At 72.7% G+C, this 12669-nt stretch carries 11 protein-coding genes and 2 pseudogenes; 6 read left to right on the plus strand and 7 right to left on the minus strand.

Annotation, left to right across the window (positions count from 1 at the left end):
- Positions 1–204 precede the first annotated feature (204 nt).
- The 3 genes from ACZ6R6_RS11220 to add form a co-directional block, all read right to left on the minus strand.
- Complete coding sequence (locus ACZ6R6_RS11220) at positions 205–537, minus strand: YnfA family protein (RefSeq protein ID WP_470092269.1); 333 nt, start codon at positions 535–537, stop codon at positions 205–207.
- 5 nt (positions 538–542) lie between these two features.
- On the minus strand, positions 543–692 hold the full coding sequence (locus ACZ6R6_RS11225; RefSeq protein ID WP_470092271.1) for a hypothetical protein: 150 nt from the start codon (positions 690–692) through the stop codon (positions 543–545).
- 238 nt (positions 693–930) lie between these two features.
- Positions 931–1998 (minus strand): adenosine deaminase, encoded by a 1068-nt coding sequence (gene add, locus ACZ6R6_RS11230; protein WP_470092273.1) that lies wholly within the window; start codon positions 1996–1998, stop codon positions 931–933.
- 249 nt (positions 1999–2247) lie between these two features.
- On the opposite strand from add, the pseudogene ACZ6R6_RS11235 reads away from it, so the two are divergent.
- Positions 2248–2784: pseudogene (locus ACZ6R6_RS11235) on the plus strand (Clp protease N-terminal domain-containing protein); the annotation flags it as partial.
- Between the two features lie 117 nt (positions 2785–2901).
- Here ACZ6R6_RS11235 and ACZ6R6_RS11240 read toward each other — a convergent pair.
- Positions 2902–3936, minus strand: coding sequence for a GNAT family N-acetyltransferase (locus ACZ6R6_RS11240; RefSeq protein WP_470092275.1), 1035 nt, complete (start codon positions 3934–3936; stop codon positions 2902–2904).
- Positions 3937–4103: 167 nt separating this feature from the next.
- Between ACZ6R6_RS11240 and ACZ6R6_RS11245 the strand changes: the two genes are divergently transcribed.
- The 4 genes from ACZ6R6_RS11245 to ACZ6R6_RS11260 all read left to right on the plus strand — a co-directional run bounded on the left by ACZ6R6_RS11245 (position 4104) and on the right by ACZ6R6_RS11260 (position 8951).
- A complete protein-coding gene (locus tag ACZ6R6_RS11245) occupies positions 4104–5504 on the plus strand; it encodes an NAD(P)/FAD-dependent oxidoreductase (protein WP_470092277.1) in 1401 nt (466 codons plus the stop codon).
- Positions 5505–5559: 55 nt separating this feature from the next.
- Positions 5560–7173, plus strand: coding sequence for an amidohydrolase (locus ACZ6R6_RS11250; protein ID WP_470092279.1), 1614 nt, complete (start codon positions 5560–5562; stop codon positions 7171–7173).
- 114 nt (positions 7174–7287) lie between these two features.
- Positions 7288–8547, plus strand: coding sequence for an MFS transporter (locus ACZ6R6_RS11255; RefSeq protein ID WP_470092281.1), 1260 nt, complete (start codon positions 7288–7290; stop codon positions 8545–8547).
- Positions 8548–8588: 41 nt separating this feature from the next.
- Complete coding sequence (locus ACZ6R6_RS11260) at positions 8589–8951, plus strand: DUF488 domain-containing protein (RefSeq protein WP_470092283.1); 363 nt, start codon at positions 8589–8591, stop codon at positions 8949–8951.
- A gap of 42 nt (positions 8952–8993) precedes the next feature.
- Here the strand turns inward: ACZ6R6_RS11260 and ACZ6R6_RS11265 are convergent, their stop codons facing one another.
- The 3 genes and pseudogenes from ACZ6R6_RS11265 to ACZ6R6_RS11275 all read right to left on the minus strand — a co-directional run bounded on the left by ACZ6R6_RS11265 (position 8994) and on the right by ACZ6R6_RS11275 (position 11693).
- A complete protein-coding gene (locus tag ACZ6R6_RS11265) occupies positions 8994–10163 on the minus strand; it encodes a UDP-N-acetylglucosamine--N-acetylmuramyl-(pentapeptide) pyrophosphoryl-undecaprenol N-acetylglucosamine transferase (RefSeq protein ID WP_470092285.1) in 1170 nt (389 codons plus the stop codon).
- A gap of 295 nt (positions 10164–10458) precedes the next feature.
- Positions 10459–11517 (minus strand): annotated as a pseudogene (locus ACZ6R6_RS11270) (RNA polymerase sigma factor); the annotation flags it as partial.
- Positions 11481–11693 carry a hypothetical protein gene (locus ACZ6R6_RS11275; RefSeq protein WP_470092287.1) on the minus strand — a complete coding sequence of 71 codons (213 nt, stop codon included), beginning with the start codon at positions 11691–11693 and terminating at the stop codon, positions 11481–11483. The gene ACZ6R6_RS11275 and the pseudogene ACZ6R6_RS11270, both read right to left, overlap by 37 nt.
- 117 nt (positions 11694–11810) lie before the next feature.
- On the opposite strand from ACZ6R6_RS11275, the gene ACZ6R6_RS11280 reads away from it, so the two are divergent.
- Positions 11811–12458, plus strand: coding sequence for a TetR/AcrR family transcriptional regulator (locus tag ACZ6R6_RS11280; protein WP_470092289.1), 648 nt, complete (start codon positions 11811–11813; stop codon positions 12456–12458).
- Positions 12459–12669: the final 211 nt, after the last annotated feature.

Genomic DNA, 12669 nt, shown 5'->3' on the forward strand with positions numbered 1-12669 from the left:
TTGAGCGCGGCCGCCTGCGGGCGCGAGCCGAGCCGGTGAACCGCCCCCACGGGTCCCCTCCAGCGCTGTCGCAGACAAGCGGCGGGAGTCGCCGGTGCCGCAGCGGGTGTTCTCCCCGGACGGCACTCACGCTGTCGCAGACAATCACCGACTGTCCGCGACAGCTCCTGCCACTGCTTGCTCACCTTCATGAGCCAGAGGACATCAGGCCCGCGGCGCATACATGATCGTCAAGACTCCGGCCAGGCAGATCAGCGCCCCGATCACGTCCCAGCGATCGGGCCGGAAGCCGTCGGCGACCATGCCCCACGCCAGGGAGCCGACCACGAACACGCCTCCGTAAGCGGCCAGCACGCGGCCGAAGTTCGGGTCGCTCTGGAAGGTCGCGACGAACCCGTACAGGCCCAACGCGATCACGCCCCCGCCGATCCAGATCAGGCCGCGCTGCTCGCGCACGCCTTGCCAGACCAGCCAGGCGCCCCCGATCTCGAACAGCGCGGCCAGGGCGAACAACAGCAGAGAGCGGACGATCGTCATGGGCGTTATTGCACCAGGTCGGCCGGGAGCACACGGCACCCGGGCCGCCGGCCGGCAGCGGTGAGCAGCCCGGCGGCGATCAGCAGCGGCAGCGCGCAGCAGGCGGCGCACGCCAGCACCGCCAGGGCGGCCGTGACCTTGTTGCCGGTGGACACTGCGGCGTCGGGGGCGGGGCGGACCGCACCGTGCCGTGGGCCCTCACCAACGCCGCCCACAACAAGCAGTCCCGCAACGAGAAGGCCGTCACAGAGATCGTCGAGCTCCCCGGCCGCGGCCACGCCCTGACCGTCGACAGCGGCTGACGCGAGGTCGCCGAGACCACCCTGGCCTTCATCCGCCGCTTCCACTGACCCTTCACCGCCACGCGGCACCGGCTCGCCGTCGTCGTCGTCCTCAGCGACAGCCGCTGTTCCTGCCCTCCTCGGCCCCGAGGCCGGTCATGGAGCCGGCCCCGTCCAGCGCGTCGATCTCGTCGAGGATCGCCCGCTTGCCCGACGGGTCCAGGCAGGAGGCGTTGACGGCGTTGCGGGCCAGCGCCGCCAGCGCCCGCCGGTCCAGACCGAAGACCTCGGCGGCGACCCGATACTCCTCGCTCAGGGTGGTGGCGAACATGGGCGGGTCGTCGCTGTTCAGGGTGACGTACAGCCCCTCCTCCAGCATGCGCGGCAGGGGATGGTCCTTGATGTGGGCGACCTGGCCGGTGCAGACGTTGGAGGTGGGGCAGACCTCCAGGGGGATCTGGGTGTCGCGGAGGTGGGCGACCAGGCGGGGGTCGTCCAGGCAGGCGATGCCGTGGCCGATCCGCTCGGCACCCAGCCCGTCGAGGACCTCCCAGATGGTCTCCGGGCCGGTCATCTCCCCCGCGTGCGGGAGGCTGCGCAGCCCGGCGGCGGTGGCGGCGCGGAAGGCGTCTCTGAAGGCGTCCCGGTACGGCGGGCGCTTCTGCTCGATACCGGCCAGGCCAAAACCTACCAATCCCTGGGGAGGTTCCTGAAGGGCATGGTCCAGTGTCACCCGGGCGGCCTCGGCCCCGTACTCGCCGGGGATGTCGAAGATGTAGCCGACCCGGACGCCGTGTTCGGCGGCCGCGCGCCGGGCGGCCAGGTCGAGCGCCTCGGTGACCGCGCGCATGGGCATGCCCACCACATGGTGGGCGTAGGGGGTGACCGTCAGTTCGACGTAGCGCGCGTTCTGCGCCGCCAGGTCCCCGGCCAGGCCGACCACCAGCGTCTCCACGTCCTCCGGCTCGCGGACCAGGGCGTTGACCGCCCCGTAGACCTCGGAGAAGTGCGGGAAGTCGCGGAAGGCGTAGAACTCGCGGAGCTCCTCCTCCACGGTGGGCACCCGGCTGCCGGGGTGACGCCGGGACAGCTCCAGGACGGTGGGGACGGAGGCGGAGCCGATCAGGTGGACGTGGAGCTCGACCTTGGGGAGCAGGTCGATGAAGGCGTCGATCGTCATGGGGCGACCCTACGCACGCCATGTCGGCACACGGTAGAGATAGCGCCTTAATCTCACATAAAAATGTGAGACTATGGTTGGCCTGCCAGGACAGCCGGGCTCCCGACCGGCGGGCGCCGGGAATCGGGCGGATCGGCGGGCACCCCGCCGGCGGGTGGAGCGGGATTCCGCACCGGGATGCCCCTCCCTTCGCGGGAAACCTGACGCATAGTGGGTGCTAGGAACCCGGCACCCCCACGGAGGCCACTCGTGTTCGAGCGCTTCACAGACCGTGCCCGCCGTGTCGTGGTCCTGGCCCAGGAGGAGGCCCGGCGGCTCGGCCACGACCACATCGGCACCGAGCACATCCTGCTCGGCCTGCTCGGGGAGGACGGCGCCGCCGACCGCGCGCTGCGGGCCGTCGGCATCAGCCGCGAACAGGTCCGCGACGAGATCGAGGAGATCATCGGCCGGGGCGCCGACACCCCGCCCGGCCACATCCCGTTCACCCCGCGGGCCAAGAAGGTGCTGGAGCTGTCCCTGCGGGAGGCCCTCAACCTGCACCACGGCTACATCGGCACCGAGCACATCCTGCTCGGCCTGATCCGCGAGGGCGAGGGCGTCGCGGCCCAGGTCCTCACCGGGCGGGGCGCGCGGCTGGAGGCCGTACGCGCCCAGGTGCTCACGCTCATCGGGCGGGGCGGCCCCGACCGCCCGCCGGTCGCCGAGGAGGGCCTCCACGGCGCCGCGCACTCGGCCGACGCGCGGCTGGATCGGATCCAGGAGAGCCTGGACCGCATCGAGCGCCGTCTGGACGCCATGGGCGCGCCCGCGGACCCGGACCCGGACCCGGGGGACGACGGCTAGCGCCCGCCCGGTCCGGGGCCCCTGAGCGATCCCGGACCGGGCGGACCTGTGATGGGTTCAACTCGGGGATGCCGTCGCCATCACACCCACGGCCAGCCTGGCTTCCACCACGCCGGGGTCCTCGGTGTGGCCCAGGGTCGCGCCCAGCGAGACCAGGAGCCTGCGCATGCGCGCGTTGTCCGCCAGCAGGGTGGCCCTGACCTCGGCGAAGCCCAGGTCACGGGCCTCACCGACGATCATCCTGGCCAGCGCCGAGCCCAGGCCCCTGCCCTGCCAGCGGTCCTCGACCAGGAAGGCCATCTCGGCGATGCCGGGGTCGGGGGTGAACATCAGGTTGGCCAGCGCGATGACCTGGCCGTCGTGCCCGGCGACCAGGGAGTGGCCGCGGGTGCGGTCGCAGAGCCGGTCGAAGACGCGGGGCGGCAGCATGGGCATCGAGGTGAAGTAGCGGAACCGGCGCGCCTCGGGTGAGCAGCGGTCGTGCAGGTCGCGGACCGCCTCGCGGTAGAGCTGCGTCAGCGGGCGGATCTGCGTCTGGGTGCCGTCGGACAGCTTGACGGCCCGCTCGGTGGCCGCCGGCCGGTGGGGCGGGGGCTGCGCCAGCCGTACGAAGGCGGCGGCCCGGGCGGCCTCGGTCAGCGTGAAGGGCAGCTCCGCCCGGCGCAGCCGGATGGCGCGGCGCGGGGCCACCGGCACGGTCAGCAGCGTCGGGTCCGGCAGGTCGCTCATGTCCGCACCGTAGACCCACCGGGAGTCGTCGGCGCGCAGCAGCTCTCCCAGCAGCTCGGGCAGGCGCCAGGGCATCGCGCGCAGGCGGGAGGCGAGCAGGAGCGCGCGGGTGGGCTCGTCGGTGAGCTGGTGGGCGGTCGCGGCGACGACCTTGACCTGCCGGCCGCCGGCCGCCTCCAGCGCCTCGCGCACGGCCTCGGGCCCGGCGGGGATCTCGGCCATGAACTCGTCCACGGTGCCGTCCGCGTCGGATTGGACGCTCAGGCCCAGGATGTTGCCACCTTTCTCGGCGAGTGCGGCGGCCAGTGACGCCAGCCGTCCCGGACGCTCGTCAACCGTCGTACGTATCCTCAGAAACCCCATCAGAAACGCTCCCTCCGTCAGGCACAGCCTGCCGGAGTCCTGTTACAGACCTGCTACACATGAGTGAGCCCGCCGTTACGTCAGAGATGATCACTCATGACGCGGTTCTACAACGGTTTCCGTCGGATGCTGCGGCGTAATTGACGGATATAGAAGGATATGTGGCCATGAGCACGCGTGTTCCCCTGTCCGGGGATTTTGTCAATGGAGATGTCTCCTTCTGGTACCGCTCCCTCGGCATCCCCACGGCCGGCGCTCCTCTCGACGGCGACCGCGACGCGGACGTGGTGATCGTCGGCGCCGGCTACACCGGCCTGTGGACCGCCTACTACCTGAAGAAGGCCAGCCCGAGCCTGCGGGTCGTGGTGCTGGAGAAGGAGTTCGCCGGCTACGGCGCGTCCGGACGCAACGGCGGCTGGCTGGTGGGCGAGCTCGCGGGCACCCCGGAACGCTACGCCCGCACGCACGGCACGGACGCGGCCAAGCGGCTCCAGCGGGTGATGTTCGAGGCGATCGACGAGGTCATCGCGGTCGCCAAGGACGAGAACATCGACGCCGACATCGTCAAGGGCGGCGTCACCACGGTCGCCACCAACGCCGCCCAGGACCGGCGGCTGCACCGGCTGCTCGCCCACGAGCGCCACTGGGGCTGGACCGAGGAGGACGTCCGGCTGCTGGACCCGGCCGAACGGGAGAGCCGCCTGCGGGTCGACGGCGCGCTCAGCGCGATCTGGAGCCCGCACTGCGCCCGGATCCAGCCCGCCAAGCTGGCCCGCGGCCTGGCCCGGGCGGTGCGCGACCTGGGGGTGGAGATCTTCGAGCGCACCCCGGTCACCGAGATCGCCCCCCGCGAGGCCCGCACGCCGTACGGCACGGTCCGCGCCGACCACGTCATCCGCGCGACCGAGGGGTTCACCGCCGAGCTGAAGCAGTATCACCGGACCTGGCTGCCGATGAACAGCTCGATGATCGTCACCGAGCCGCTGGGCGAGCTGTGGGACGCGATCGGCTGGGAGGGCTGCGAGCTGCTCGGCGACATGGCGCACTACTACATGTACGCCCAGCGCACCGCCGACGGCCGGATCGCCTTCGGCGGGCGCGGCAAGCCCTACCTGTACGGCTCCCGTGTGGACGACCGGGGCCGCACCCACGAGTGGACCGTCGAGGCGCTGTGGGAGCTGCTGACCGGCATGTTCCCCGCGGTGAAGGCCTCCAGGGTGGCGCACGCCTGGTCCGGGGTGCTGGGCGTGCCGCGCGACTGGTGCGCCACCGTGCACCTCGACCGGGCCACCGGCGTCGGCTGGGCGGGCGGCTACACCGGCCACGGGGTGACCACCGCCAACCTGGCCGGCCGCACCCTGCGCGACCTGATCCTGCGCGAGGACACGGAGCTGACCGCGCTGCCCTGGGTGGACCGCAAGGTGCGAGGCTGGGAGGTGGAACCACTGCGGTGGATCGGCGTGCACGCCATGTACGACCTGTACCGGCGAGCCGACGCGAGGGAGAAGGCCGGGCTCGGCCGGACCTCCGTCCTGGCGAGCGTCGCCGACTCCATCACCGGACGTTAAGGAGAGTCATGATCTGCCTGCCCAACGCCTTTCCCCGCGTCTCGACGGTGACCGAGTGAGCGACGTCCTGTTCCGCGGCGGACGGGCCTTCCTGGCCGCCGACGCCTTCGCCGAGGCGGTGCTGGTCCGCGACGGCCGGATCGCCGCGGTGGGCACGGAGGCCGACGTCGTACGGCGGGCGGCCCCCGGCCACGAGACCGTCGACCTCGGCGGCGGCCTGCTGACCCCCGGCTTCACCGACTCCCACATACACCCGGTCCAGGCCGGGCTGGAGCGGGCCAAGTGCGACCTGGCCGAGGTCTACGGCCTGCCGGAGTATCTGGAGCGGATCGCCGCCTACGCCGGGGCCAACCCCGGCCACGCGTGGATCGACGGCGGCGGCTGGGACATGGCCGCCTTCCCGGGCGGCCTGCCGCACCGCTCCCAGCTCGACTTCGTCGACCGCCCGGTCTATCTGATCCAGCGCGACCACCACGCCGCCTGGGTCAACACCCGGGCGCTGGAGCTGGCCGGGATCACCCGCGACACCCCCGACCCGGCCGACGGCCGGATCGAGCGCGACGCGGACGGCACGCCGAGCGGCGTGCTGCACGAGGGCGCGATGGACCTGGTGGGCCTGCTCACCCCGCGCCCCACGGCGCGGGACCTGTCCGAGGCGCTGCTCTCGGCCCAGGCCCACCTGTTCTCCCGGGGCATCACCGGCTGGCAGGACGCCATCGTCGGCTCCTACGCGGGCTCCGACGACCAGCTGCCCACCTACATCGCGGCGGCGGCCTCCGGGCGGTTGAAGGCCCGCGTCGTGGGCGCGCTCTGGTGGGACCGCACGCGCGGCGCCGAGCAGATCCCCGAGCTCATCGAGCGCCGCCGGTCGACCGAGGGCCTCGAACGCTTCCGCGCCACCTCGGTGAAGATCATGCAGGACGGGATCGCCGAGAACTTCACCGCCGCGGTGATCGAGCCCTACTGCCGCTGCGGCGGCACCGGCCTGTCGTACGTGGACCCCGCGCTGCTGAAGGGCTACGTCGCCGAACTGGACCGGCACGGCTTCCAGGTGCACTTCCACGCGATCGGCGAGCGCGCCGTGCGCGAGGCGCTGGACAGCTTCGAGGGGACCGACCCGGCCAACCGGCACCACATCGCGCACCTGCAGATCATCGAGCCGTCCGACGTGCCGCGCTTCGCCGCCCTCGGCGTGACGGCCAACCTGCAGCCGCTGTGGGCCACCCACCACGCCCAGATGGACGAGCTGACGATCCCGTTCCTGGGCGACGAGCGCTCGGCCTGGCAGTATCCGTTCGCCGACCTGCTGAAGGCGGGCACCCGGTTCTGCGCGGGCAGCGACTGGCCGGTCTCCGACGCCGACCCGATCCAGGGGATGCACGTGGCGGTCAACCGCACCGAGCCGGGCGGCTCGGTGCACGCCGGCTACCCGACGGCGCAGACGCCGTTCCTGCCCGGCCAGAGCCTGGACCTGGCCACCGCGCTGACCGCCTACACCGCCGGCTCGGCATGGATCAACCGCGACGACGACGCGGGGACCATCACCCCGGGCAACCGCGCCGACCTGGTGGTGCTGGACCGCGACCCGTTCACCGAACCGGCCGCCGACATCTGGCGGACCAAGGTGGCGATGACCTTCGTCGGCGGGGAACAGGTCTACCGGCGCTGACCGGCCGCTCCCGGTGAGCCCCCGTGCGCTCCGCCACCCGCCCGCCGGCGGCCGAGCGCCCGGGGGGCGGGAAAACGGCTTTGACCATCGCCGGAGATGGGCGATAGTCGCCCCGTGACACAGACAGAGGGAACCGGCCGCCGTCCCGCCCGATCGCTCTGGCGCGACCGCGACTTCGGCGTCTTCTGGGCCTCCCAGACGCTCTCCGTCGCGGGAGACTCCTTCGCCTACATCGCCGTCCCGCTGCTGGTGCTGCACGTGACCGGGTCGGTCGCGCAGATGGGCCTGCTGACGGGCGTGGCCGGTGCGGCGTCGGTCTGCGCCGGGATCTTCGCGGGGGTCCTGGTGGACCGCCTCGACCGGCGGACCCTGATGATCTTCTGTGATCTCGCCCGGACGGTGCTGTACGGACTCGTCCCGCTGGTCTGGGCGTTCGGCCCGCAGGTCTGGCTGCTGTACGTGGTGCTGCCGGTGGCCGAGGCCGTCGGGATGGTCTTCCAGGTCACCTACGTGACCGCGGTGCGCGACCTCGTCCCCGGCGAGCGCATCACCGAGGCCAACGGCCGGCTCTACGCGACCTCCGCCGCGGCCGGGATCGGCGGCCCCCTGCTCGCCGGCGTGGTCTCGGGGCAGTACGGCCCGACCGCGGCGATCGCCATCAACGCGGCGAGCTTCGCGGTGTCGGCGGTGGGCATCTACTGCCTCCGGTTCTCCCGGAACGGGGGCGCCGCGCCCGCGCCGCCGCGCCAGCGGCCCTGGCGGGAGCTGCTGGCCGGGGTCCGCTTCCTCTGGGGCCATCCGGTGCTGCGCGCCCTGACCGTCCTGCTGTCCTTCTTCATCTTCCTGACGCTCGGCCTGACCGACGTCCTGATCTACCGTCTCAAGCACGATCTCGGCCAGTCCGACGGCACCGTCGGCACGGTCCTCGCGGTCGCGGCGGTGGGCACGGTCGCCGGTTCGCTGATCGTGGCGCCCATCCGCCGCAGGCTGGGTTTCGGCGCGTCGTGGATCGGTGCCCTGGCGGTTTCCGGGCTCGCCGTGGTGGGTGTCGGCGTGTCCGGCAGCGTCCCGGTGATCGCCGCCCTGATGGCCGTCTACCTCGGCGGCGTCAGCGTGGCCGGGATCTGCTCGATGTCACTGCGGCAGCAGGTCACCCCGGACCACCTGCTGGGCCGCGTCACCTCGGCGTTCTGGACCATCCACTTCTCCCTGGGCCCGGTGGGCGCGGCCGTCCTCACCTGGGGAGTGAGCCGCTACGGCGCCACCACGATCTACCCGCTCGCCGGCGCCGGCTGCCTGCTGATCGCGGTGACCGCCCTGTTCACCCCCATCCGCCGCCCCGACCCCGAGCACACGGGACACGCCGTCCCATGACGCGCCCGCTTCGGCGCCCCCTGCCGGGGTAGGCACCGAAGATGGGGGACATCGTGATCAGGCGGGTGTACGACACGGGACCGGGCGAGGGGGCGACGTTCCTCATCGACGGGATGTGGCCGCGCGGCGTCCGCAAGGAGGATCTCAAGCTCGACGGGTGGGCCCGCGACCTCGCCCCCTCGGCGGAGCTGCGCCGCTGGTTCGGGCATCGACCGGAGCGCTTCGAGGAGTTCCGCCTCCGTTACCGGCAGGAGCTGGACCACAACCCGGACGCCCTGCGCCCGCTGCTGGAGGCCGCCCGCCGGGGGCCGCTGACACTCCTCTACGCGGCGAAGGACACCGAGCACAACAACGCCGTGGTGCTGCGGGACCACCTGCGGGACCGGCTCGCGGCGCCCGCCTAGGGAGGGCACGGCGAGCCGGGGACCGCACGGAGCGGGAACGGCTCATCCGAGACCGTTGGCGTCCGCCTCGTGGAGGATCAGCTGGGCCAGGGCGGCGGCGGCGTCGAGACGGCCGAGCGATCTGGCGGCCTTGGCCATGGTGACGCGGGCCTGCGGGTCGGCGAGCAGGGCGTCGAGCTCGGCCAGGAGCCGGCCGGCGTCGGGACCGGTCTCCAGCAGCGCCCGGGCCGCCCCCGCCTCGACCAGGTAGCGGGCGTTCTGGCGCTGCTCGTCGCCCGCCGACGGGACCAGGGGGATCAGCACGGACGGCTTGCCGACGGCGGTCAGCTCGGCGATGGTGCCCGCGCCGCTGCGGGAGACCACGATGTCGGCGGCGGCGTACACGTGGGCCAGCTCGTCGCCGACGTAGGGCACCGGCTGGTAACGCCCGGCGAGCTCGGCGGGCAGGCCGGCCGCGGTCCGCGTGAACTGGTCGATCCAGCCGGGACCGCACTGGTGGAGCACCTGCGCCCGGGTGAGCAGCGCGGGCAGGACCGCCTCGACCATGGTGTTGATCTGCCGGCTCCCCTGGGCGCCGCCGGTGACGTAGACGAGGGGCAGCTCGGGCGAGAAGCGGAAATGCCACCGGCCGGAGGGGGCGTTGCCGTTCAGCAGGTGGGGCCGGACGGGGTTGCCGGTGACCACGGCCCGCTCGCGCGCCGGGGCGGGCAGGTGCTCGACCGACGACGGGTGGGTGAGCGCGATCCGGGTGGCGAACCGCGCCAGGATGCGGTTGGCCAGGCCGAGCGCGGTGATCTGCTCGTGCATCACCAGCGGGCGGCCGAGCATCCGGGAGGCGACCCCCAGCGGCACGCACACATACCCTCCGGTGGACAGCACCACGTCGGGGCGGTAGCGGGCGGCGACGCCGAAGGCCTGCATGACCCCGACCGGGATCCGGAACATGTCGGCGAGGTTGGTGAGCAGCTCGCGCGGGCTGGGCGAGCGCCGCAGCTTGCCCGCCTTGATCGCCTGGAACGGGATGCCGTGCTCGACGGCGATGCGGGCCTCCAGGCCGGTGGCGGTGCCCACCCAGAGCACGTCGAGATCGAGCCCGCGGGCGGCGGCCTGCTCGCGGACGGCCGCGACGGTGGTCAGCGCGGGATAGGTGTGCCCGCCGGTCCCCCCTCCCGTGACGAGCATCCGCAGGGGGCGGTGGTCTCCGGCGTTCATGCGTGCGTGTCCTTCCAGCATTGCGATCATCCGTGCGACGTGGCCGCGCCGAAACGCTCGACGGCCCCGGGCACGCTACCCGGAGTCGCGGGAAGATCCAATTTCCGGCGGACAGCGGGGGCGCGGAGCGCTGGACGACCGGCCCGCCCGGACCGCCGGCGCCGGTCTCCCGCCGCGCCGTCAGCGGCGCCGAGACGACCGGTGTCAGGGGTCCCGGGGTGGACGGGTCCGTCCAGCCTACCCGGTATGCGGCGGCGGCCTGGATGAGCGGCCCCGGCGCCCCGCCGGGCCTTTCTCAGTCCAGGTAGTCACGCAGGGGCTCCGACCTGGAGGGGTGACGGAGTTTGGACATGGCCTTGGCCTCGATCTGGCGGATCCGCTCGCGGCTGACACCGTGGGCCCTGCCGATCTCGTCCAGGGTCCGGGGCCTGCCGTCGGCCAGCCCGAACCGCATGGAGATCACGTCCGCCTCGCGCCCGGCCAACGTGCCGAGCAGGGCGCGCACCTGCTCCTGGAGCAGGGTGAAGGCGGCCGCCGCCTCCGGGGTGACGGCCCCGGCGTCCTCGATCAGGTCGCCGAGCTCGCCGTCGCCCTCGTCACCGAACGGCGTGTGCAGGGAGATCGGCTCGCGGCCGTATCCCTGGATCTCGGCGACCTTCTCCGGAGTCAGGCCGAGCTCGGCCGCCAGCTCCTCCGCGGCCGGCTCGCGGCCCAGGTCGCGCAGGAGCCGCTGCCGCGCCCGGGCCACCTTGTTGATCATTTCGACCATGTGGACCGGGACGCGGATGGTCCGCGCCTGGTCGGCCATGGCCCGGGTGATCGCCTGCTTGATCCACCAGGTGGCGTAGGTGGAGAACTTGAACCCCAGCCTGTGGTCGAACTTCTCCACCGTGCGGATCAGACCCAGGTTGCCCTCCTGGATCAGGTCCAGCAGGGACATCCCGCGTCCGGCGTAGCGTTTGGCGATCGAGACCACCAGCCGCAGGTTGGCCTCCAGGAAGCGGTCCTTGGCGCGGCGGCCGTCCTCGGCGATGTGCTCCAGCTCGGCCCTCAGATCTGCGGGGAGCCGCCCGGCGTCGAGGCGCTCCTGGGCGAACAGGCCCGCCTCGACGCGCCGGGCCAGCTCGACCTCCTGCTCGGCGGAGAGCAGGGGGATCGTGCCGATCTGCTTGAGATAGGCGCGGACCGGGTCGGCGCCGGCGCCCGTGCCGGCCGCCGTGGTGGCCAGAGCTCTGTCATCGGACCGGGTGAGGGTGGAGCTGAGAGACAAAGCGGATACCTCTCCGTGGGGGAACGAGGGGGCGGCGGGGGCTTGGCTCAGTAGGTGCGCCGCGTCTGCTGGAGGGGGCGGCGGGAGGGGACCGTCCTGCCGGTGGAGCGCGCCTCGTCGCGCTCGCGACGGCGCGGCCGGTACGGCCCGGGCCCCTGGGCCAGGGGACCACGGGCAGCCCCGAGGTCGAGGCCGTCGAGCCTGACCGTGGCGGGACCGGCGGCCGGGGAGTGGGAGGGGGCGAGCGGCTGGATGTTCACACGTTCTCCGTCCGTAGATCTTGTGACGGACATAAATTTAGGTCCAACCGAGGTGAGTGTCAACATAAAATCAGGTCCGACCTAAAAAAATGTCGAACCTATGAGAGGGTGGGGGGCATGAGCACAGAGACACTGGGTCTGCGGGAGCTGAAGAAGCGCGAGACCCGCCAGGCCATCTCGGACCAGGCCACACGGCTTTTCATCGAGCGCGGGTTCGACAGGACGACCATCGCCGACGTCGCGGCGGCGGCCAGGGTGGCCAAGATGACCGTGACCAACTACTTCCCGCGCAAGGAGGATCTGGCCCTCGACCACCACGAGGAGTTCGTCGCCGGTCCCGCCCGTACGGTCGCGAGCCGAGAGCCCGGCCAGTCGGCCCTCGCCGCGCTCGCCGGGGCGTTCCTCGCGGCGGTGGAGCGCCACGACCCCGTCATCGGCTTCTCCGGCGTCCAGTTCGCCCGCATGATCGCCGACAGTCCGACTCTGGTGGCCCGCATCCGCGATCTGCACGACCAGCGCGAGGACGCCCTGACCGAGATCCTGGCCGCCGAGACGGGGGCCGGACCGCACGACATCACCCCGCGCGCGGTGGCCACCCAGCTCGGCGGCGCCCACCGCGTGCTCTTCACCGAGGTCCAGCGCCGCACCCTCGACGGCCTGAGCAACGAGGAGATCGCCACAGCCGTCGCCGGATCGGCCCGCCGTGTCTTCGAACTGCTGGAGCCCTCCGTCGGCGGCTACGCCGTACGGCAGGCGGCCGGCTGACCGGCACCTCCTCGCCGCCGCGGCTCCCCCGGCGAGGAGGTGCCGGCCCCGCACGGCGGCGTGCCCGCGTGATGTCCGCTCCGCGCGGCGGTGGCGTGTCCCTGTGACGGTCCGCTCCGCACAACGACGGCATGCCCCTGTGACGGTCCGCTCCGCACGGCGGCGCGTCCGTGTGGCGGGCGGGCCCGCGTCCCCCGCGCGGACATGCCGA

The sequence above is a fragment of the Streptosporangium sp. NPDC048886 genome, from assembly GCF_055586905.1.